Source organism: Shewanella sp. HN-41, from assembly GCF_000217915.1.
Lineage (GTDB): Bacteria > Pseudomonadota > Gammaproteobacteria > Enterobacterales > Shewanellaceae > Shewanella.
Genome location: NZ_AFOZ01000023.1, coordinates 79,627 through 102,327 on the forward strand (window position 1 = coordinate 79,627; position 22,701 = coordinate 102,327).

General features: G+C 47.3%; 22 protein-coding genes. 12 read left to right on the forward strand and 10 right to left on the reverse strand.

Annotation, left to right across the window (positions count from 1 at the left end; genetic code table 11):
• Positions 1-452: 452 nt before the first annotated feature.
• Both hrpA and SOHN41_RS09190 read right to left on the reverse strand, forming a co-directional pair.
• Positions 453-4,334: an ATP-dependent RNA helicase HrpA gene (gene hrpA, locus SOHN41_RS09185; protein ID WP_037458594.1), complete on the reverse strand. Its 3,882-nt coding sequence runs from the start codon at positions 4,332-4,334 to the stop codon at positions 453-455.
• Between the two features lie 136 nt (positions 4,335-4,470).
• The gene (locus SOHN41_RS09190) at positions 4,471-4,887 is read right to left on the reverse strand and encodes a CBS domain-containing protein (RefSeq protein WP_007648118.1); all 417 of its coding nucleotides are present in this window, start codon (positions 4,885-4,887) and stop codon (positions 4,471-4,473) included.
• A 273-nt stretch (positions 4,888-5,160) separates the two neighbouring features.
• On the opposite strand from SOHN41_RS09190, the gene SOHN41_RS09195 reads away from it, so the two are divergent.
• From SOHN41_RS09195 to SOHN41_RS09235, 9 genes are all read left to right on the forward strand, one after another.
• Positions 5,161-5,505, forward strand: coding sequence for an ArsC family reductase (locus tag SOHN41_RS09195; RefSeq protein WP_037458636.1), 345 nt, complete (start codon positions 5,161-5,163; stop codon positions 5,503-5,505).
• The gene (gene dapE, locus SOHN41_RS09200) at positions 5,502-6,656 is read left to right on the forward strand and encodes a succinyl-diaminopimelate desuccinylase (RefSeq protein ID WP_007648120.1); all 1,155 of its coding nucleotides are present in this window, start codon (positions 5,502-5,504) and stop codon (positions 6,654-6,656) included. The genes SOHN41_RS09195 and dapE overlap by 4 nt, the downstream gene beginning before the upstream one ends.
• A complete protein-coding gene (locus SOHN41_RS09205) occupies positions 6,650-7,381 on the forward strand; it encodes a M15 family metallopeptidase (RefSeq protein ID WP_007648123.1) in 732 nt (243 codons plus the stop codon). Before dapE ends, SOHN41_RS09205 begins: the two co-directional genes overlap by 7 nt.
• Positions 7,382-7,424: 43 nt before the next feature.
• A complete protein-coding gene (locus tag SOHN41_RS09210) occupies positions 7,425-8,255 on the forward strand; it encodes an alpha/beta fold hydrolase (RefSeq protein WP_007648124.1) in 831 nt (276 codons plus the stop codon).
• A 177-nt stretch (positions 8,256-8,432) separates the two neighbouring features.
• Positions 8,433-9,050 (forward strand): carbonate dehydratase, encoded by a 618-nt coding sequence (can, locus tag SOHN41_RS09215; protein ID WP_007648126.1) that lies wholly within the window; start codon positions 8,433-8,435, stop codon positions 9,048-9,050.
• A gap of 192 nt (positions 9,051-9,242) precedes the next feature.
• Positions 9,243-10,430, forward strand: coding sequence for an 8-amino-3,8-dideoxy-alpha-D-manno-octulosonate transaminase KdnA (gene kdnA / locus SOHN41_RS09220; protein ID WP_007648128.1), 1,188 nt, complete (start codon positions 9,243-9,245; stop codon positions 10,428-10,430).
• A gap of 18 nt (positions 10,431-10,448) precedes the next feature.
• A complete protein-coding gene (gene kdnB, locus SOHN41_RS09225) occupies positions 10,449-11,519 on the forward strand; it encodes a 3-deoxy-alpha-D-manno-octulosonate 8-oxidase KdnB (protein ID WP_007648131.1) in 1,071 nt (356 codons plus the stop codon).
• A 77-nt stretch (positions 11,520-11,596) separates the two neighbouring features.
• Positions 11,597-12,334 (forward strand): 8-amino-3,8-dideoxy-manno-octulosonate cytidylyltransferase KdsB, encoded by a 738-nt coding sequence (kdsB, locus tag SOHN41_RS09230; protein ID WP_007648132.1) that lies wholly within the window; start codon positions 11,597-11,599, stop codon positions 12,332-12,334.
• A 33-nt stretch (positions 12,335-12,367) separates the two neighbouring features.
• Complete coding sequence (locus SOHN41_RS09235; RefSeq protein WP_007648134.1) at positions 12,368-12,616, forward strand: DUF2897 family protein; 249 nt, start codon at positions 12,368-12,370, stop codon at positions 12,614-12,616.
• A gap of 110 nt (positions 12,617-12,726) precedes the next feature.
• Here the strand turns inward: SOHN41_RS09235 and arsJ are convergent, their stop codons facing one another.
• The 6 genes from arsJ to SOHN41_RS09265 form a co-directional block, all read right to left on the reverse strand.
• Positions 12,727-13,971 carry an organoarsenical effux MFS transporter ArsJ gene (gene arsJ, locus SOHN41_RS09240; RefSeq protein WP_007648136.1) on the reverse strand — a complete coding sequence of 415 codons (1,245 nt, stop codon included), beginning with the start codon at positions 13,969-13,971 and terminating at the stop codon, positions 12,727-12,729.
• 70 nt (positions 13,972-14,041) lie between these two features.
• Positions 14,042-15,052, reverse strand: a complete 1,011-nt coding sequence (locus tag SOHN41_RS09245; protein ID WP_007648138.1) for an ArsJ-associated glyceraldehyde-3-phosphate dehydrogenase — start codon at positions 15,050-15,052, stop codon at positions 14,042-14,044.
• A gap of 124 nt (positions 15,053-15,176) precedes the next feature.
• Positions 15,177-15,413: a thioredoxin family protein gene (locus tag SOHN41_RS09250; protein WP_007648140.1), complete on the reverse strand. Its 237-nt coding sequence runs from the start codon at positions 15,411-15,413 to the stop codon at positions 15,177-15,179.
• Positions 15,414-15,423: 10 nt separating this feature from the next.
• The gene (locus tag SOHN41_RS09255) at positions 15,424-16,422 is read right to left on the reverse strand and encodes a permease (protein WP_007648142.1); all 999 of its coding nucleotides are present in this window, start codon (positions 16,420-16,422) and stop codon (positions 15,424-15,426) included.
• Between the two features lie 91 nt (positions 16,423-16,513).
• Complete coding sequence (locus tag SOHN41_RS09260; protein WP_007648144.1) at positions 16,514-16,861, reverse strand: metalloregulator ArsR/SmtB family transcription factor; 348 nt, start codon at positions 16,859-16,861, stop codon at positions 16,514-16,516.
• Positions 16,862-17,118: 257 nt separating this feature from the next.
• Positions 17,119-17,406: an ArsR/SmtB family transcription factor gene (locus SOHN41_RS09265; protein ID WP_007648153.1), complete on the reverse strand. Its 288-nt coding sequence runs from the start codon at positions 17,404-17,406 to the stop codon at positions 17,119-17,121.
• 504 nt (positions 17,407-17,910) lie between these two features.
• On the opposite strand from SOHN41_RS09265, the gene SOHN41_RS09270 reads away from it, so the two are divergent.
• The 3 genes from SOHN41_RS09270 to arsC all read left to right on the forward strand — a co-directional run bounded on the left by SOHN41_RS09270 (position 17,911) and on the right by arsC (position 21,382).
• Positions 17,911-19,356 carry a glutathione synthase gene (locus SOHN41_RS09270; RefSeq protein ID WP_007648155.1) on the forward strand — a complete coding sequence of 482 codons (1,446 nt, stop codon included), beginning with the start codon at positions 17,911-17,913 and terminating at the stop codon, positions 19,354-19,356.
• Between the two features lie 202 nt (positions 19,357-19,558).
• Entirely contained in the window at positions 19,559-20,842 is a 1,284-nt protein-coding gene (locus SOHN41_RS09275) for an arsenic transporter (protein WP_007648157.1), read from the forward strand.
• A gap of 78 nt (positions 20,843-20,920) precedes the next feature.
• Complete coding sequence (arsC, locus tag SOHN41_RS09280; RefSeq protein ID WP_007648159.1) at positions 20,921-21,382, forward strand: glutaredoxin-dependent arsenate reductase; 462 nt, start codon at positions 20,921-20,923, stop codon at positions 21,380-21,382.
• Positions 21,383-21,661: 279 nt separating this feature from the next.
• Here arsC and SOHN41_RS09285 read toward each other — a convergent pair whose 3' ends face one another.
• Entirely contained in the window at positions 21,662-22,009 is a 348-nt protein-coding gene (locus SOHN41_RS09285) for an NIPSNAP family protein (RefSeq protein WP_037458597.1), read from the reverse strand.
• A gap of 143 nt (positions 22,010-22,152) precedes the next feature.
• Positions 22,153-22,620 carry a hypothetical protein gene (locus SOHN41_RS09290; protein WP_007648161.1) on the reverse strand — a complete coding sequence of 156 codons (468 nt, stop codon included), beginning with the start codon at positions 22,618-22,620 and terminating at the stop codon, positions 22,153-22,155.
• Between the last annotated feature and the right edge of the window lie 81 nt (positions 22,621-22,701).

Genomic DNA, 22,701 nt, shown 5'->3' on the forward strand with positions numbered 1-22,701 from the left:
CGGAAGTTTTATGTATATTAATTAAATCTTTTCTTCACATAACGATCATACCTTTGTGCTGTTAATAAAATGTATACCTCCAAATCGGTAAAGCAGATGATGCTTGATCCAGATCATCAATTTGTTGTAAATATTGGTTAGATCTAGGTTTTTAACTGATTTAAAAAATTAAAAGACAATCACTTAATTTAATTTAACGATTAAAAAGTCCCTGAAATAGAAAAATTACCGCGAGAAAACCACAAAAAAGTGGCCAAAAATCACAGGGTATTCATAAAGGAGTAGACAGCAGAAAGATTTAAAATCTCACGAGATAACGACATGATCTCAAAAGAAAGAGGCACGAATGAAATAAAAACCGAGCAAACGGTCAGTTTTACTCGGTTTTTTATGAAGTAGTTTTTTAATTTAACAAAATAAATGAGAACTATATTCTATTTTAAATCAAACAATTAAATCTGTTGTATATGATTTAAAATCCGTTTTTCAGATATCGGATAAGCAGTGCCTAACACTTGTGCAAAGCACGACACCCGATATTCTTCCATCATCCAACGAGCCTCAATCAAGGCCACAGGCGTTGGCTGCGAGCGCGGCACTTTGGCGAGCTGCGCCGCTAATACCTCCTGCACTTTATTGATGCTTTGCATATGCAAACGGTCACGGGTCGGATCGACGGGTAATTTATCTATACGGGTTTCAATCGCCTTTAAGTAACGCGCCACATCGGCTAAACGGCTCCAGCCACAGGCCTCGACAAATCCCTTGAACACGAGTTTGTCTAATTGGCTTTGAATATCACTCATAGCAAAAGCGATATCTAGGCTAATTTTACCCTTGAGGCGCTTTTTAATGCCCTGATATAGGGTCAAAATCTGCTCAACTTTCAGGGCAATTTGTTCGGCGGTCGGGTTAAGTTCTTGACGAACCCAATCCTTTGCCTGCTCAAACTGGTTTTTATCCCGAACATCCAGCTGTTTTTCATCCAACAACTGCTGCACTGCGGCGGCAATAATATCATCAATCAAGATTTGAACTTGACCAAAGGGATTGAAATACATGGCTAATTTTGCCTTATTAGGTAAGGCTTGCTGTAAATGCTTCACCGGCGAAGGGATATTAAGCAACAGCAAACGCCGTAGGCCCTGGCGGTGAGCATCCTGTGCCTCAAATTCATCATCAAATAATTTGATTGCTACACTGTCTTTATTATCGATCAGCGCCGGAAACGCTCGAACCTGATAATTGCCCTTCTGCTGCTGATATTGTTTGGGCAGCTCGCCAAAGGACCATTCGGTTAACGCTTCTTGTTCTATCCCTTTGTCGGCAACCTGACGGATAGCTTTCGCCACTACGCCCTGCAACTCAGCCTTGAGGGTATCGAGCAATCGCCCCTGTGCGATAAGTTTATGCTTGTCATCCTCGATTTTAAAATTCATCTGCAGATGCACAGGAAGTTGCGTTAAATCAAAGTCTTCTGGGGATATACGCGTGCCACTCATACGCAATAACTGCTTGCACATGGCCTCAAGCAAGCTAGCGCTAAAGGGCGCCATTGCCTGCACGCAAGCACGGGCATAGTCCGGCGCCGGCACAAAATTACGCCGCAAACTCTTAGGCAGCGACTTAATCAGGGCAATACACTTTTCTTCCCTAAGCCCAGCCACCAACCAATCAAAATCCGTATCATCAATTTGGTTGAGTAATGCCACCGGAATGTGCACAGACACACCATCGTCCGCGGCACTGGGCTCAAAATGATAACTGAGTTTGAGGCGTAAATTGCCCTTATGCCAAGTATCGGGAAAATCCAAGGCCGAGATATGATCGGCGCTGCGCTGCATTAACAGGGCTTTGTTAAAATCCAATAAATCCGGTTGCTCGCGCTTGGTCTTATTCCACCAACCAAAAAACAACTGAGCGTTATAAATGCCTTGGGGAATACGCGGCTCGTAAAAGTCCACCAGCACTTGCTCATCCACTAAAATATCGCGGCGGCGGGATTTATGCTCCAGCGATTCAATGTCTTCGAGCAGCTTCTGATTCGCGACAAAAAACGCTTCTTGGGTTTGCAGTTGCCCTTCTGCCAAGGCGCTGCGGATAAAGATCTCCCGCGCTTCAACAGGATCTATGGGGCCGTACTGCACTTTGCGGCGGTGCACCACAGTCAAACCATAGAGCACTTGATTCTCGAGGGCGATAACGCTGCCGGGTTTAGCCTCAAAATGGGGTTCTACATAGCTTTTCTTAATCAAATGCGCGGCTAAAGGCTCTAACCATTCGGGTTCGATTTTGGCACAGCAACGAGCGAATAAGCGTGAGGTTTCGGTCAGTTCTGCGGCCATGATCCACTTAGGACCTTTTTTGGCGAGTGGCGAACCCGGAAACACAAAAAACTTACGATTACGAGCACCTAAGTACTCGTTATTGTTATCTTTAAAACCGATATGACTTAGCAGCCCCGACAGGAGCGCACGGTGCAGGGCATCATAACTGGCTGGGGTATCGTTTAAACGCCATTTGAGATCATGAACCGCTTGCTTAAGCTGAGTATACAGATCCTGCCACTCGCGCACCCGCAGGTAGGCTAAGTATTCATCGCGACATTTTTTACGGAACTGGCTAGCAGATAACTCTTTTTGTTGATCTTTTAAGTGCTGCCACAGGTTTATCCAACTGACAAAATCGGAATGTGGATCCGCAAAACGGCGGTGAGCCTCATCACTGGCCTGCTTCTTATCCATAGGCCGCTCGCGGGGATCTTGGATCGACAGGCCCGCGGCAATCACCAGCACTTCATTTAAACAGCCTAACTGCTGACTCTCGACCACCATACGCGCCAAACGCGGATCCACAGGAATTTGCGCTAAATTGCGCCCCAGTGGGGTCAGCACGAGTTTGCCATGTTTGTTCGCTACCGCTTGTAATTCTTCGAGCAGTAAGAAACCGTCGCGGATATGACGCGGATCGGGTGGCTCGATAAAAGGAAACGCCGCAATATCCCCAAGGCCGATGGCGAGCATCTGCAAAATGACCGAGGCTAAGTTAGTGCGCAAAATTTCAGGATCGGTAAACGCCGGACGATTATTAAAATCCGCCTCATCGTACAAACGAATACAAATCCCCGGTCCCACGCGGCCACAACGTCCTTGACGTTGGTTAGCACTCGCCTGTGAAATAGGCTCAATCGGCAGACGCTGCACCTTAGTGCGATAGCTATAGCGGCTGATGCGTGCCGTACCTGGGTCAATCACATAACGAATCCCCGGCACAGTCAGCGAGGTTTCGGCTACGTTAGTGGCAAGCACAATCCGCCTGCCCCTGTGACTACTAAATACCTTGGACTGCTCACCGTAGGAAAGCCGTGCGTACAAGGGCAAAATTTCAGTATCACGGTAATTACGGCGGCTTAATTGCTCAGCGGTATCACGGATTTCCCGCTCGCCGTTCATAAAGATCAAAATATCGCCAAGACCTTCGGCCACCAGCTCATCGACAGCGGCAAAAATCCCTTCGATTTGATCCAGATCGGCGTCACTATCCTGCACCAATGGGCGATAGCGAGTTTCTACCGGAAAGGTACGCCCTGAGACTTCGATAATAGGTGCATTGTTGAAATGCTTAGAAAAACGCTCCACATCTATGGTGGCCGAGGTGATGATGACCTTTAAGTCGGGGCGTTTTTTCAGAATTTGTTTGAGGTAACCTAAGATAAAATCAATGTTGAGGCTACGCTCGTGGGCCTCGTCGATAATAATGGTATCATATTGATCTAAATAGCGATCCGAGGTTAATTCCGCCAGCAAAATACCGTCGGTCATCAACTTGATATAGGACTCACTCTTAAGCGCATCGGCAAAGCGTACCTTAAAACCGACCACTTCGCCGAGGGGGCTTTGTAATTCCTCGGCAACCCGACTAGCCACACTGCGGGCCGCCAAACGGCGCGGTTGAGTGTGACCAATCATGCCACGGCAACCTAGGCCTAATTCCAAACAAATTTTAGGTAACTGAGTCGTTTTACCCGAACCCGTTTCACCGGCAATGATCACTACCTGATTACCGGCAATTGCATGGGCAATTTCATCGCGCATTAACGACACAGGCAGGTTTTCGGGGTATTGGATCTTTGGCCGTGCAACGCGACGCTGCTCAGCCTTATCGAAAGCGGCCTGCGCTTGCTCAGTCAGTTTGGCTAATATTTGTGTCTTTTTATCTGAGTTGGCTTCTTTATTGAGCTTAAATAAACGACGACGGATCCGCGACGCGTCGCTCTGATAGCAAAGATTAAGAAAGGCGTTCGATAGCGGATGTTTGTCAGAGTTCAAAACCAAATTCCATTGCTAGCATCAAAAACGGCGATCCTAGCAAGGAACGTGGCGCATTGGTATGGATAATTTACCTAAGATGCGCCTTAAATCCTACAAATTCAGACGTAAGGTAACCCGATAAACGCACGGAGTCATTGCCCTAGGCCGGAGCTAAGTAACACTGCTGCATATAAACGTTCATGGCCTTTAACACATTGGTGCGATTGATAGTGCCAATCACTTTTCCCTGCTCTACCACGGGATAAATTTTAGGTTTTGGCCCAAGCATCTGCTCCGCTAACTGCAAAATGCTGTCTTCTGGCCCCACAAAGAGCACCTCTGTACGCATACAATCTTTCACGACGGAAGTCATATCACAGTGGTAACTGCTTTTTAGCATAACGGCCAAGCAATCCTGTTGGGATAAAAAACCGACCAGATTGCCATTATCGTCAACCACGGCGGCCCCCATTTTATTGTGATCTAATAGTTTTTCAACGGCGGTAGCAAGTGACATATTCGCACGCAACAATACGGGTTGACGGTCCATATGATCGCGAATTTTGATTGAGTCCATAGTGTTCCCCTTAATTAGCCCTACGCTTTGAGTCTAGTCAAAATCTCGCCAGAGGTAAGTGATAAATATCGATTGCGCTAATTGAGTGACGAGTAGATGCCCAAATGCCACCCTTTACACGATAAGGCGAGCAAGCGGTCCATCCCACTCGGTTTATGCCTTTTCCCATCAAGGCAAGGCGAGATCCTACTTGTGACATCATGCTCACAATGCCACAATGCGAGCAAAATCAAAGCTTGTATGCCAAGCGCCCATAAACACTGGAGCAACATTTTGACCCTTTTTGGTATTAAGAATTGCGATACAGTGCGTAAAGCACGCAAATGGATTGAAACTCATCAACTTCCAGTCAACTTCCATGACTTTAGAGAAGATGGACTCGCGCAAAAGGATCTTCAGCATTGGTGTAACACCGCCGGATGGGAAACCGTCTTTAATAAACGCAGCACTAGCTTTCGTGCCTTAAGTGATGCAGAGAAAACCAATATCGATGAAACCAAAGCCATTCAGCTGATGCTCACTCACCCAACCCTCATCAAACGCCCAGTACTGGTCGTTGCCGAGCAAGTGCTTGTTGGCTTTAATGAAGCCAAGTATAAGAAGGTCTTTTCCCTATGACGCACGCAGCACACTCTTCGAAAACTGAGCCGGTAACCGAACTCACTAAAGACTTGATCGCTCGCCCTTCGGTCACACCGTTAGATGAAGGCTGTCAAACCTTGATGGCTGAGAGACTCAGCGTCATCGGTTTTAATATTGAACCTATGGTCTTTGAAGACACCACTAATATGTGGGCACGTCGTGGTAATGATGGCCCAGTGTTTTGTTTTGCAGGCCATACGGATGTCGTGCCAACGGGCGATATCAGCCACTGGCATACCCCACCCTTTAAACCGACCATTATCGATGGTTATCTCTATGGCCGCGGCGCCGCCGATATGAAAGGCTCGCTGGCGGCGATGATTGTCGCGACCGAGCGTTTTGTGGCCAAGCATCCCAATCATTCCGGTTCGATTGCGTTTTTGATCACCAGCGATGAAGAAGGCCCCTTTATCAATGGCACCACTAGGGTTATCGATACCTTAGAAGCCCGTAATGAAAAGATCACTTGGGCATTGGTAGGGGAACCTTCATCCACCTTGAAACTCGGGGATGTAGTGAAAAATGGTCGCCGTGGCAGTCTCAGCGCTAACTTAACCGTTAAGGGGATTCAAGGCCATGTAGCCTACCCGCACCTCGCGGATAACCCTATCCATCGAGCCGCACCATTTTTAGCCGAGTTGAGCCAAACTCACTGGGATAACGGTAACGAATTCTTCCCGCCTACCAGCATGCAAATCGCCAATATTAACGGCGGCACTGGCGCATCGAATGTGATCCCCGGTACCTTAGAGGTGATGTTTAACTTCCGCTATTCTACCGAAGTGACCGCCGAAATCTTAATCGATCGCGTGGAAGCCTTATTAAAAGCCCATGAGCTGGATTACGATATTAGTTGGACTTTCAACGGCTTGCCATTTTTAACTGGCGATGGCCCGCTGTTAGACGCGACCCGTCATGCGATTCGTCAGGTCACGGGCTATGAAACAGATCCACAGACCACGGGCGGCACATCGGACGGACGCTTTATTGCCCCGACGGGGGCAAAAGTGCTCGAACTTGGCCCAGTCAACGCCACTATTCATAAGGTGAATGAATGCGTTAAGGTCGATGATCTTGAGCAATTGGCCCTGTGTTATGAAGTGATTTTGGAACAGTTATTGTGCTAAATGCGGCCCTGATCACTCCCGAAACCGCTCGTCTCTATGGCTTAGCATCCCATGCCTTAGTCGAGGTATTAAGCCCGAACGCTGGCCAAGCCACAGGTTTTTTACTGGAACCCCATACAGCCATCGCCTTCGGCGCTATGGCAGAAAAGGCGGCAAAAGATGGCATTCAATTGGCCATCTGCTCCGCCTATCGCCCCTTTGACCGCCAATTGGCGATATGGAACGCTAAGGCGAGTGGGAAACGTGCGGTTCTGGATGAAAACGAGCAAGCTGTTGATATTGAAGGCTTAACAGATAATGAGCTTATCGATTTAATCTTACTCTGGTCAGCCCTTCCCGGTGCATCACGCCACCATTGGGGCACAGATATCGATGTCTTCGATGCTAAGCAGGTTGCGATCAGTGATCTGCGCTTAGTTGAGGCGGAATACTCACACCAGGGCCCCTGCGCTAAGCTACACCACTGGTTGGTTACCCATGCTGAAGCGTTTGGTTTTTATTTCCCGTTTCAACGGGGAAAGAGTGGGGTCAGCCCTGAGCCTTGGCACATTAGCTATTTCCCCGTTTCCCAGACGCTTTTACCTCAGTTTGATCACTTAGCACTGGCAAACCTTATTGAAAACAGTGATATGTTGCTTAAAGGGGCCGTACTCGCCCGTTTAGATACATTAGTGGATAAATATGTACGGCAGATTGCCACTCCTAAGGATCATCTTCAGCCTTAGCATTATAGTTATCTAAAAATACTCTTTGATTTAAGTAGGTTTTATGGATTTTTCTTCACATCGTCACCAATTAGACATCGCGGGTAGTCGCTTAAGTTATCTCGATATTGGCACAGGCCCAGCCCTGTTGTTTGGACACAGTTATCTTTGGGATAGCGACATGTGGGCGCCACAAATTGCACTGTTGAGTCGTCAGTACCGCTGCATAGTGCCTGAACTGTGGGGGCATGGCCAATCGGGAGACTTACCCGAGAGTTGCCATAGCCTGCTCGATATTGCCGATCATATGCTCGCCTTAATGGATGCCCTGCAAATTGAGCATTTTAGCCTTGTTGGACTCTCGGTTGGCGCCATGTGGGGGGCAGAACTGGTGCTTAAGGCGCCAAGCCGCGTCAAAGCACTGGTCATGCTCGACAGCTTTATCGGTTTCGAACCTGAGGTGACCCGCGCAAAATACTTTGGCATGCTAGATATAATTTCACAGGCTGGAGCCATTCCCGCCCCTCTGATCAGCGCCATCTCCCCACTCTTTTTCGCCCAGGATGCCAGCAGTCAATCCCCAAAACTTGTGGCAAAATTTGAGCAGTATTTGGCCTCACTGACGCCTGATGCCATCCCCACCCTAGTCTCACTTGGACGGATGATTTTTGGTCGCCGCGATACTATGGATTTCGCCGAGCAATTTACTCTCCCCTGTTTGATTATGGTTGGCGTTGAAGATAAGGCCCGCAGCGTACTAGAAAGTTACTTGATGCACGATGCTATCGATGGCAGTGAGCTAGTACATATTCCCAATGCTGGCCACATCTCAACCCTAGAACAAGCTGATGTTGTCAATCAACATTTAAGCCAATTTTTGGCAAGGGTCCTATAGAAAATCAATCACCCGTTTGGCTTAACGTAAAAGAGCCCGTTGGGTAAGCATTACAGGCTGCACATTGGATAGACCAGCAGAGGGAAATTTGCTGGTATACTCTTACCGAACGTGCGTAACCTGTATCATTCAGAGTGTTGAAGACATTTAAATATGCCAATAAAACAATAGGTTAAAATGAAATTACTCAAGCCTTTATTCGACAATAACCGCCGCTGGGCCGGACGTATACGCCAAGAGAATCCCGATTTTTTTGAACAGTTGGCAAAACAGCAAAACCCCGAATACCTGTGGATTGGTTGCTCCGATAGCCGCGTCCCCTCCAACCAAATCATCGATCTCATGCCCGGCGAAGTCTTCGTTCACCGCAATATCGCCAACATGGTGATCCACACAGATCTCAACTGTTTATCCGTCCTGCAATATGCCGTCGATGTGCTCAAAGTCAAACATATCATGGTCGTCGGCCATTATGGTTGTGGTGGTGTGCGCGCAGCCATGGGCCAACAACGCCTAGGGCTTATCGATAACTGGTTAGGACATTTGCGGGATATCTACCGAATCTACCAAGAGGAATTACTGCAGATGGACGAGGCAAAGCGCTTCGACCGCCTGTGTGAATTAAACGTGATTGAACAGGTCGCCAATGTGACCAGTTCTACCATAGTGCAAGAGGCGTGGGATCGCGGCCAAGAAGTCGCTGTCCATGGTTGGATCTACGGTATAGATAATGGTTTGTTAACGGATTTAGATGTGACCGTCGATCGCAGCCAAGGCTTAGTGAGTAAGCGTTGATCCCGTTTAACCGGTGATTATTCGACCAAAGCTCCTATTCCTTCCCGTAAAAACCTACACTGGCTGTAGGTTTTTCTTTTTCCCCATTAATTTTCATCAATAAAACATCGCAAGGGATAATGAGCCCAGTTATAATCCGCCAGTTAATTGCAGCGCGACCTATGCGCCACAAATTCTAAGGAGATACCTTCCATGCCCGGTTTTGAATTATTTGGTCCTGAAGAGAAGCAAGAAGTCGCCGATGTGATGGAGCATGGCTTTACCTTCCGTTATAACTTCGACCATATGCGTAATGATCGCTGGAAGACTCGCGATATGGAGCAACTGCTCTGCGAGAAAATGAACGTTAAGCATGCCCACCTATTATCAAGCGGTACTGCCGCGCTGCAAACGGCCTTAATGGCGGCAGGCATTGGTGCCGGTGACGAAGTCATCGTGCCACCTTTCACCTTTGTTGCCTCGGTTGAAGCGATTTTTATGGCGGGTGCAATCCCCATTTTTGCCGAAATCGACGAGACCCTGTGTCTATCGCCAGAAGGCATTGAAGCGGCGATCACTCCACGTACTAAAGCCGTTAACTTAGTGCACATGTGTGGCTCTATGGCCAAGATGGACGAAATCAAAGCCGTCTGTGCTAAACACAAGCTAGTGTTGTTAGAAGATGCCTGCCAAGCCATCGGCGGCAGTTACAAGGGCCAAGCCTTAGGCACCATCGGTGATGTGGGTTGCTACTCATTCGATTCAGTCAAGACCATCACCTGTGGTGAAGGTGGTGCTGTGATCACCAATAACACCGAAATCTACGACAACGCCCATATGTTCTCCGATCATGGCCATGACCACATTGGTAAAGACCGCGGCGCCGAGTCACACCCGATTATGGGTCTGAACTTCCGTATCTCTGAAATGAATGCGGCCTTAGGGTTAGCCCAATTACGTAAACTCGATACCATTATCGATATTCAACGTAAAAACAAAAAAACCATTAAAGAGGCGATGGCCAGCATTCCTGAAGTCAGCTTCCGTGAAATACCCGATCCAGAGGGTGATTCTGCCGGCTTCTTAACCTTTATGTTACCCACCGAAGCGCGTACCCAAGAGATCAGCAAAAAACTGGCTGAAAACGGCGTTGACGGCTGCTTCTACTGGTATGTGAACAACTGGCATTACCTGAAAAACTGGAAACACATTCAGGAGCTTAAGGCATCTGCAGCGTTACCAATCACATTAATCGCCGACAGACCTGACTATACTCAAATCTCTGTGCCAAAATCTGATGCCATTATGAGCCGCACCATTTCCATGCTCATTAAATTGTCTTGGACCGATGCTCAGATTGCCGAGCGTATTGAAAACATCAAAAAAGCATTTGCCCAATAATTCTACGGGAGTTTTGCAATGAGTTTTAAGAATTTTAAAGTTGTTGAAAAGATGATCTTCGGCCGCGGCGCCTTCGCCCAGTTAGACGAAGTCTTAGCTGCCCAGCGTAAAACCGACGATGACTTCGTGGTATTTTTAGTCGATGACGTTCACCAGGGTAAACCACTCGAAGGCCGTGTTCCAGTTAAGGCCCACGACCTGCTGATATGGGTCAACGTTGACGATGAGCCAAGCACAATACAAATCGACACCCTGACAGAACAAGTTCAAGCCTTTAACGGTAAGCTACCTGTCAGCGTTGTCGGCCTAGGCGGCGGTTCAACGATGGACGTGGCCAAAGCCGTGTCGCTGATGCTGACCAACCCAGGCGGCTCTGCCATGTACCAAGGTTGGGATTTGATCAAAAACCCAGCGGTTCACCATATCGGTATTCCAACGATTTCCGGTACGGGCGCCGAAGCGTCGCGCACTGCGGTATTGTGTGGTCCTGTGCGTAAGCTAGGTCTGAACTCTGACTACACAGTATTCGACCAAATCATCATGGATTCTGAGTTAATCGATGGCGTTGAGACCGACCAATGGTTCTACACAGGTATGGATTGCTATATCCACTGTGTTGAATCATTAGAAGGCACCTTCTTAAACGAGTTCTCTAAAGCCTACGCCGAAAAAGCCATGGATTTGTGCCGTCAGGTCTATTTAGAAGACCACGTAGATAAAGACGACAAGCTAATGATGGCGTCCTTTATGGGCGGTATGAGTATCGCTTATAGCCAAGTCGGTGCTTGCCATGCGGTATCCTATGGTCTGTCTTATATCCTCGGTTACCACCATGGTATCGGTAACTGTATCGCCTTCGACGTGTTAGAAGAGTTCTACCCAGAAGGTGTGGCTGAATTCCGTCAGATGATGAAGAAGCACAATATCACCCTGCCGAAGAACATCTGTAAAGATCTGCCGGATGAAACCATTGCTAAAATGGTTGCCGTGACTAAGAGCATGGGTCCATTATGGGCTAACGTCTATGGCGCAGGTTGGGAAGAGAAAGTCACAGACGAGATGTTGACTGCCCTGTTCCGCCGTATCTAAGTGCTGATGCAGATGAAAAGGGCTCGTTTGCGAGCCCTTTTTCTTTATACTGACCCATTGAAAAATAGGAAAATGCAATGAATGTGACTCTGTTAATCCCGGCGCGTTACGGTTCAAGCCGCTTCCCGGGCAAGCCCTTAGCCCCGATTAACGGCAAGCCGATGATCCAACACGTGTACGAACGCGCGTCGTTAGCCAAAGGCCTCACCAATATCTATGTGGCGACTGATGATGAGCGCATTAAATCGGCCGTTGAAAGCTTCGGTGGCAAAGTGGTCATGACCAGCCCAGAAGCGGCATCGGGCACTGATCGTATCAATGATGCCATTACCCAGCTAGGGCTTAAGGATGATGATCTGGTTATCAATCTTCAAGGCGATCAACCCCTTATCGACCCAACCTCTATCGAACAAGTGATCAGCCTATTCGAACGTCACCCTGGTGAGTTTGAAATGGCGACCTTAGGCTATGAAATTGTCAATAAGGCTGAACTTGACGATCCTATGCATGTGAAGATGGTTTTCGATAACGACTACTACGCACTCTATTTCTCCCGCGCACGTATTCCCTTCGGCCGCGACACCAAAGATTATCCTGTTTACAAACACTTAGGTGTTTATGCTTATACCCGCAGATTTGTACAAGCCTTTGCCGCCTTGCCATTAGGTCGCCTCGAGGATCTGGAAAAGTTAGAGCAGCTACGTGCCCTAGAGCATGGTCATAGGATCAAAGTCGCTATCAGTGCCTTCGACTCTATCGAAGTTGATACCCCAGAAGATATTCGTAAGTGTGAGCAACGTTTGGCAGTTGATTAATCTTTAATCCGTTTTTCAATACAGGAGCTGTATATGTCAACCTTAGAAGTGTGGATCATCATCATTTTGATCTTAGGTGTCATCGTCAGCAATCTTGCAGCATTGAAATACAGTGCAAAATTCAAGCTACCGCAATTTGGTCAGCACGATAAAAACAAACAGCTTAAGACCGGCGAGGCCGAGTCTAGTGCGCCGGACAAGGCTGATGATGAAGCCCATAACCAAGCCCCATCATCCGCGGCGCAGACCCCTGCCAAAAAGGAAACTCAGCATAAAGGGTAATTTATGCCTAGGTATTTATCACTCAGCCAAATCTGTCCCATTCATGTGAAAAGGCGCTAATGCGCCTTTTTTGTTAGATATGATCCGTCCTAAATAGCTCGTTATCGCATTCAAGATCCTGCTACCGAATGCCTTGGCAGTTTGATCGAGATAAGTGCCGCTAATGCAATAAATGCCGCCGAGATCCACAGGCATGCCGCCATGCCATACACTTGATACACCCCGCCAGACAGCACAGTGCCGATTAAGCGCCCCATCGCATTGGCCATATAGTAAAAGCCCACATCCAAGGACACACCGTCTTCGTCGGCATAACTGACGATAAGATAGCTGTGTAATGAGGAATTGATGGCAAATAAGGCCCCAAACAGCATTAGTCCCCAAACCAACATATTCGCGGCATGGAAGTCATAACTGAGTGCGAGAGCAATGCATGCTGGCACTATGCTCAATACCGCCGCCCAGCCTAAGGCTGTTCGACCATCGGGCACTTTATGGTGCTCACTCTGCTTTGTTCCCGTTAATCGGGGCGCAAAAGCTTGCACTATGCCGTAACCTATCACCCAGAGCGCAAGAAAGCCGCCGACATACCAGTGATCCCAACCAAAGGTTGAGGCCAAATACACGGGTAAAGCCACCACAAACCACACATCCCGCGCGCCAAATAAAAACATCCGCGCAGCAGAAAGCGTGTTTACCGCCGCACTCTTAGAGAAAATTTCGGTAAACTTAGGCTTGTTTTTGGCTTTACCTAAGTCGCGCCGCAAACTTAATAGACTAAACATCCACACCAGCAATAGCCCAATCGCCATACCTAGCACGGTATTCTGGAATCCAAACAGGGTCAGCAAGGCACCACCGAGGAAGAACCCCGCGCCCTTTAGCGCATTTTTGGATCCGGTGAGCATAGCGACCCACTTATACAACTCACCCTGAGCATCCTTAGGCACCAACAACTTGATACTGCTTTTTGCGCTCATTTTATTGAGATCTTTAGCAATACCCGACAAGGCCTGCGCCGCCATCACCCAAGCAACCGTAAGCATACTGCTCGGCACCAACAGCATGCTAAGGGCGACAATCTGCATAAATAGTCCTATATTCATGGTCTTATTTAGACCTAAACGCGCCCCAAGCCAACCTCCAACTAAGTTAGTGACCACCCCAAAAATTTCATAGAAGAGGAATAGCATTGCAATTTGCAGCGGGCTATAACCTAAACCATGAAAATGGAGCACTACTAACATACGCAGCGCCCCATCGGTGAGCGTGAATGCCCAATAGTTGCCTGTGATCACTAAGTATTGGTGGATCTCGGGTGATATGTTGGACAAGAACCCTATCAACTTAGCCATAGTTCTCCTTTAACATAGCACGCCTTTAACACTGCCCAATTTAACATAGCATCCCTTTAAATATAAAAGCTTATGCCTTATCCATCAGACCGACCATCCGCGCCAGCTCGGCCGCACGATTAGCATAGCCCCACTCGTTATCATACCAAGCGTAGAGTTTGACCTGAGTGCCATTGATGATCATGGTCGATAGTGCATCGATAATGCTCGAACGGGGATCCGTTTTATAATCCACCGACACTAATGGACGTTCCTCATAACCTAAAATGCCTTTTAGCGGTCCATCTGCGGCTTCCTGTAACAGGCGATTGACCTCAGCCTCGGTCGTTTTGCGACTCACCTCAAACACGCAATCGGTTAATGAAGCATTTGCCAATGGTACGCGCACCGCATGGCCGTTGAGCTTGCCTTTGAGTTCAGGGAAAATATGGGTGATGGCTGTAGCAGAGCCCGTTGTCGTCGGGATAAGGCTTAAACCACAGGCCCGAGCACGGCGAAGATCTTTATGGGGTGCATCTAGAATAGTTTGAGTGTTGGTAATATCGTGAATAGTCGTCATCGAACCATGCACTATGCCGAGGTTTTCGTGGATCACTTTAACAATTGGCGCCAAGCAGTTAGTGGTACAGGAGGCCGCGGTCACAATCGGATGAATGGCTTTATCGTAGAGCTGATGATTCACCCCCATCACTACGTTTAATACGCCCTCTTCTTTAACGGGTGCCGTCACCACAACACGTTTAACACCTTGATCTAAATAAGCTTGTAACACGGCTTTGGTCTTCATCTTACCCGAAGCTTCAATCACCACATCGCAGGCGGACCAATCGGTTTCGGCTATGGTTTTATTGGATGTACAGCGAATACGTTTGCCATCGATAATGATGTCATCGCTATCGCTGTTCGCCTCATGCTGCCAACGGCCATGCACAGAATCAAATGTCAGCAAATGGGCTAAGGTCGCAGCATCCCCCGCGGGATCATTAATTTGCACAAACTCAACCTCATCCCAGCCCCAAGCGGCGCGCAGCGCTAAACGCCCCATACGCCCAAAGCCATTGATCCCTATTTTGATTGTCATACCTATATCCTTCACACTCAGTTTTATATTATTTGTTTAAGATTAAAGCGTTATCTGGTCGATATAGCCGCGCTGGAGCGCCTTCGTTAAGGGTAAAATATCAAATGGATGTGACACCTAGGTGTTACCCCTCTAACCAGGATTCAATCATGTCTCTATGGGGAATTGAGCCCCAATGCACGAGCTTCTCATCAATCACCACGGCGGGTGTACTCATCACCTTATACTCCATAATGACTTCGGGATTGGTTTCCTTCACCAGAGCTATACTGATGCCCTTCTCATTCGCAATGGCGGTAATAATCTCGGCGGTTTTAGTGCATTTAGAGCAACCACTACCTAATACTTTGATGTTTAACATTTTATAATCCTCACAACATGGGACTGATCGCGTTAAATATCCACCCAATTAGGGTGAATGAAATCAACAAAATGGCAAAAACAATGGCCAGTAAGCGCCATTGCATCACCTGCTTAAGCAAAATAAATTCGGGGAAACTCGCGGCCACCGTCGACATACAGAATGCTAATGTCGTGCCGATAGGAAGACCATGAGTGATAAGGCTTTCCATGATGGGAATGACCCCCGTCGCATTGGAATACAGGGGAACCCCTATTAATACCGCAGCAGGAACCGACCACCATTGACTATCGTCTAGGTGGGTTTCAATCCAACCATCGGGAACAAATCCATGGAGCGCCGCACCAAGCCCAACCCCAATAATGACCCATTTCCCCACCCGCCCAAAAATCTCTCGGGTCTCGCTTTTCGCAAACTCATGTCGCTCGGTTAACGTCATCGACGTCGCAGACGCACCAGCGCCATTATTGAGATCCGCCTGCGCCTGACCTCTTTCGAGTGCTTTTGCGGCAAAGGACTGCAACCAACGTTCGGCACGAATCGTGTCTAAAAATGCACCCGCGAGTATGCCCACCGACATGCCGACCAGCACGTAAATCACAGTGAACTTCCAGCCCAGCAGACTCACAAGCAACAGAATAGCTACCTCATTAATTAACGGTGAGGTGATCAAAAACGCCATAGTGATCCCAACGGGGATCCCGGCGGAGGTAAAACCTAAAAATACCGGAATACTCGAACATGAGCAGAATGGGGTGACAGCACCAAAGCCCGATCCCATAAAATACCCAATAAAGCGATTTTTACCCGACAAGTAATCCCGAACACGCTCAACATTGAGCGACGCCCGCACCAAGGCGATGGTGTAAATCATCAGCAGCAAGAGCGCGAAAATCTTACTGGTATCTTCAATAAAAAAATGTACCGCATCGGCAAGCTTTGTATTGGGATCTAAACCCATCACCCCAAAGGTTAACCAGCTCGCTAAATCGGAAAATATTTGCAGCATGACCCCACCACCTTATTATTGGTAAGCACCTAGAATGCATAAACATATGAAAAAACGTATGTTTGAGGTTAAATTTTTTGCTGTTAGTCTTCTAACAGCATGCTTTAGCACGATCAGGGCGCCCCCCCATCTTACACAGATTACGCATATTCTCTTCGAGGAAAATCGCGTTTTTGCTCGTTACTTCACTTAATACCAACTGACTCCATTGGGGTAAATCAGTATTAATACGATAGAAAACCCATTGTCCCTGGCGGCGATCGACTAATAACCCGCACTTGCGCAATTGGGCTAAATGCCGTGAAATCTTAGGCTGGATTTCCTGTAAGGCTTCAGTCAATTCACAGACGCAAAGCTCGCCCTCGTGCTGAATGAGCATCAAACAGCGCAGGCGCGTTTCATCGGCTAAACATTTAAAAAACTGAGTCGGATTAATCATTAAGGTCCTTAGACTATCAAGGTTCATTCACCTATCGGCTCTCGCTGCGTACTCACACTCAACGCCCCAAATAACTCGGTAGCTTGATGTCTTAACAAGACTTGGGCGAATGCTGAACGGACCGTATCCGCAACACAGAGAAACCGCACATGTTGTTTCGAGGTATAGGGCCTTTATCAAGATAGCGTCACTATATACGATTTATCATATATGTAAATGTCGATATGGCAGGAATTATCTCTCCCTCACAAAACGGTTCATTGATCACTACAACATTGATCCTGTAAAAAATGCACCAATCCCTGTAATAGTTCATAGTCAGGCACACAGTACAATACCCTTCCCTCACGCCGCTGCGAGATAATTCCCGCCGACATTAAGGCGCTAATATGGTGTGAGAGTGTCGAACCGGGGATCTGCAATTCTTCCTGTAATTTCCCCACGGCGACTCCCGTATAACCCCCCTTTACCAATATTCTGAACAGGGCAAGGCGAGTCGGATGCCCTAGTTCCTTCAATACTTTAGCTGCATTATCTATATTCATATCGACGCTATTATTTCAGTGCATTTCGTTAAGTTATTCGATAGTACCAGAAATATCTATCCCCGAGTGACGTCAAAATGGATGGCAAGCAACCTAGGGATGGTACTTAGGATGCGAGTCTTACAGAGATCCACATCATAATGTTTTATCACATATTTCTATAATTCTCGAAATTAGGTATTTAAAATATTTCGTCCACAATTTATTATTCCAAAATATTCGAAATATTCGAAATATTCGAAATATTAGTGTTGCAGGGGTAAAAATGAGTCCTGAAACGATCACAATGCTGAAGGCACCCAATGGTATGTGCATTAATCCCAAGAGGGATGGCGATGGGCGCGCGGTTTCTGCATAGCTATCTCTTTAGCTAATACACACAATAATGATCTAGTTCGATGTGGCACTCACTGTATGCCCTTAAAGTGAATGCCTTAGGGTTCTATCCTACAGATGTAAAGACGGGTATTGCCGATAAAATGCTGTCAGCTTAAGAGAATAAACATGAGGTTAACTGTGCCACTAACAGCCAAAGATGATGCCATAGAATGGGCGTTAACCCATGCTATGGCCTTTAAAGAAACGGCGTATTCTGCCCGCCATGCCCCATTTACCTTAACGCCCAGTTTAATCAGTAAAGAGCACTATCAATATCTAAAACGTGCGGTAGAACCACTGGGGAAACTTATCCATTATGTGTCTGAAGCACATGCCTTTTTAGTTGATGCAATTCAACCTATTACAGCAAGCGATCCCTTCTTTGGCGCGCTACTGAGGGCACATCAACAGTTGCATGGCTCTGCACATAGCTCTGGTACCCAAGCCCCAAGAATGCCACTGCTTATTATGCGTAGCGACTTTATGGACGATAGAGACTTAGGACCCAAACTGGTGGAGTTTAATGGTATAGCGGCAGGTATGGGGCCATTTGGTCAACTGGCCCATCAACTCCATCGCTATTTACAACAGCAATGGCCTTTGCAACCTAAGGGGGAACTGGTTGAGAATCATGCCATTGAGCAACTCTCTACGGCCATAGCCCACGCGACATTGATGATAAAACACGAGTTTGGCGATACTGGGCCCGCACGGTTTTTGATGCTAGTGCAAGAAAATGAAGACAATGTGTTTGATCAGCACTTGCTCGAATTCGCACTGCAACAAAAAGGAATACAGACCCTACGCAGAACCTTTAGTGAACTCCAAGGGCAACTCACCACTGGTGCACAACATAGACTTATACTCGAAGGCGTTGGGACTATTGATACCGTTTATCTGCGTGCGGGTTATCAATATGCAGATTATGGAACCGTCGACATAAATGGCAACAGGGACTACCAAGCCCTGATGGGGATCCGAGTGTTGCTTGAACAGCATCGCATTGCCGTCAATGCAACCTTAGGCCAGCAGTTGGCAACCAGTAAACGGGTACAAATGCTGCTCTCTTCTATGGATGAACTGACCTTGACTCAGTTTGGATTAACTCTGCCAGAAGCCAGCATGATCAAGGCACTCCTCGGTGAAATGCACCCTGTCACCGCAGAGAGCGGCCAGTTAATTGCCGAGTCCCCAATAGACACTTGGGTATTGAAAAATCAAGGGGAAGGTGGTGGCCATTGCCTCTTTGGGGCCGATATTCTACAAAAACTAGCCGAGCTTGAGCCCGCACAATACCCAGTATGGTCCTTAATGCGTCGCTTACACCCACAACCCAGAGCAACGCAAGCCTTAGTGGTGCGTAACGGTGAGATACACGTCATCGATGACTTGATCCCTGAAATAGGCATCTTCAGCGTCCATTTAAATGGCTTACCCGCTGTCAATCATAAAACCAATACAGATAGTCCCAGCTATGCGGGCTATCTCATTCGCAGCAAGTCCGCCAGAGTAACAGAGGGCGGCGTCCACAGCGGCCAAGGAGTATTAGATTCGCTGATGCTTAGGGAGTAATTCATTAGGGTTTGTGACGGAACTTAAGTATTAGCGATAAACATCCAGTTGTTGTTTGACTCGCGTTTTTTTCAAGGTAACATATATGAAAATTCATATATCAATATAATTCGGCTCAGCCAAGGGACAAATGACATTCATACCTCGTCTTGGCATTTTTTATAGTTAAGGGCAGCAAGTCTCAGCCCTTTTAGGAGGTTTTATGTGGTTGGCAGGGGCAATTTTTGTTCTCACCATAGTGTTAGTCATTTGGCAGCCTAAGGGCTTAGGCATAGGTTGGAGCGCCACCTTGGGCGCCGTATTGGCCTTGCTGCTAGGCGTAGTACAGTTAGGGGATATTCCTGTGGTGTGGAATATTGTCTGGAACGCGACCGCCACCTTTATCGCCGTCATCATCATCAGTTTATTATTGGATGAATCGGGATTTTTCGAATGGGCCGCGCTGCATGTGGTCCGTTGGGCTAAAGGCCGTGGCCGTTTACTCTTTACTTACATAGTGTTACTCGGTGCTACCGTGGCTGCCTTATTCGCTAATGATGGCGCGGCGCTGATCCTCACCCCGATCGTGATTGCGATGTTACTGGCTCTAGGCTTTAGCGCCGGAGCAACCTTAGCCTTTGTGATGGCCGCGGGGTTTATTGCCGATACCGCAAGTTTGCCGTTAATTGTCTCGAACTTAGTCAATATCGTTTCGGCGGACTTCTTTAAGATAGGCTTTAACCAATACGCCGCTGTCATGGTGCCCGTCGATATTGCCGCGATTAGCGCCACCTTAGTGATGCTGCATGTGTTTTTCCGCAAAGATATTCCCGCCACCTACGATCTGAAAAAATTGCGCGAGCCTAAAGCCGCTATCCGAGATCCCAATACCTTTAAAACTGGCTGGGGAGTTTTAATCTTACTCTTAGTGGGCTTTTTGGGCCTAGAACCCCTCGGCGTGCCCGTGAGTTTAGTCGCTGCCGTGGGTGCCCTCATCCTGTTTGTGGTCGCCAAGAAAGGCCATGCGATAGATACCACTAAGGTACTGCGCGGCGCGCCATGGCAGATAGTGATCTTTTCACTGGGTATGTATCTGGTGGTTTATGGTCTTCGCAACGCGGGCTTAACAGATTATCTATCTAACGTGTTGGACAGCTTGGCAGAACAGGGGCTTTGGGCTGCCACTATGGGCACGGGCTTCTTGGTCGCCTTTTTATCCTCCATCATGAACAACATGCCAACCGTGTTGGTCGGTGCCCTGTCGATAGACGGTAGCAATGCAGCCGGCGTGATTAAAGAAGCCATGATCTATGCTAATGTGATCGGTAGTGATTTAGGCCCCAAAATCACCCCCATCGGCAGTTTAGCAACCCTGCTATGGCTGCATGTGCTAGCGCAGAAAAATATCAACATTACCTGGGGTTATTATTTCCGCGTCGGCATAGTGATGACAGTGCCTGTGCTATTTGTCACCCTAGCGGCACTGGCACTGCGCCTCTCCTTCTGATCTATAACCATAGGTGCTCAAGCATCCGTTTAGTGCCTATGGATAAATGTATAAGCGATGATTTATCAGAGACATGTTATGGCCAATATCATTGACAACCATCTTGAAACACACAGCAGCATTAAGATCTACCACAATCCCGCCTGTGGCACATCGCGCAACACCTTAGGCCTTATCCGCAATACAGGGGTTGAGCCGACCATAATCTTCTACCTTGAGACGCCGCCAAATCGCCAAACGCTGCTGCAATTGATTGCGGATATGGGAATTTCGGTGCGCAGTTTATTGCGGCAAAATGTCGCGCCCTTTGAGGCATTAGGCTTAGGCGAAGATCAATTTAGCGCTGATGAATTAATCGATTTTATGCTCGAGTACCCCATCTTAATCAATCGTCCCATCGTCGTTACGCCATTAGGCACCCGCCTTTGTCGTCCCTCGGAACAGGTATTGGATATTTTACCTAATCCCCAACTGGGCGCCTTTACCAAGGAAGATGGTGAAGTGGTGATTGATACCAATGGGCAGAGAGTTAAAAAATAGCCCCTAACCCAGCCTAAAACGTCATAGAAAGCTTTCTACATCAACTAGTTAATTCAGCAGAAAAAGCTGATAAATCATACTATTCAAGGTGGATGGCCATATTTAGTAACAAATGTGCCTGTTCAGTTTTCTCGTCAAAATACGACCTTGATACCTTCAAATTCTCAATCTTCTATTTGCATAATAAAGTGTTAACGACCAGCCTCGGGTTTGTTCAATATTTGGATAAGATCGCAACTACACACGGCCTATCCTTATTGTTAGGCCATTGATATGCCCTCACCGGGTTTGAAATGACAATTTCATCGTCTTAATGGCTTCATTAGACAGCCAGACTGTTGCATTTGAATCTGACTCTATTAAATCAACGATTTCCTGACGAGGACCATGTCGCCACTTGTCCGTTGCATAGAATTCATTCTGTGAAAACTCAAGATGTTCTAAATTGTCATACGCTCTAATCAAAAAATAAGAGTCTTCATCATGGACTGATTGACCATAGACCACCACATCCATTCCCCATTCTAAATGAAGAGGCATGCTTTGGTTTACAACCAACTGGTGAAACTTGTTACCACTTCCTTTTTTAAGCTTATAAGTACGAATTTCTATCAACTTCTTTGTCATGTTTACTCCATGAGCCTAGCGTTTGGTTAAGAGCCGGATTTAACCTGTCCCAAGTGAGCGAAGCGAACGACTTGAACCACTAGTTATCACTCAGCCTGCCCTTTCAAGAAATCTGCCGCAGGTGTCACCCAAGGCAAGCTTTATTATGTCCTTTTAGCCGCTTGGCGACTTAAGGGGCGCTCTTCGAGGTGAGCCACTAAGAACACCAAAAAACGGAACAGAGATTTAATCTTCCGATCGTAATCTTTATCCGGCTGGGCCGTGGCTAATTTTTGCAACGACTTGATTTTTGAATAGGCGTTTTCGATAAGGTCATCGTTTTCTTTGCCAATATATTTCGCAAACTCGGCAAATTCGCCAATAAATGCCGGCGTCACTTTACGACGATTTAAACGACTAAGCGCGACACCTTCCTTGAGTTTTGCCTCAAACAATGTGCATTCCAGTCCTTGAATAATGGCAATCTGGGGCAAGTTACTGCTGAGCGCATCGGCAATAAAACCCAAATTCGCCTTTAACTCGAAGGCTATCGCTTGCTGACTGGCGCTCGATTGTTGCCAGCGACTGCGCTCTTTATCGAAGATATCGTATAACTCTTTCCAAATACTCATGGATTTTGCCTACCTTGCACGAAATAGATCCCTGATATTTCACATCACTCAGCGCTGCAAGTTATCATAAATTTAAGCTAA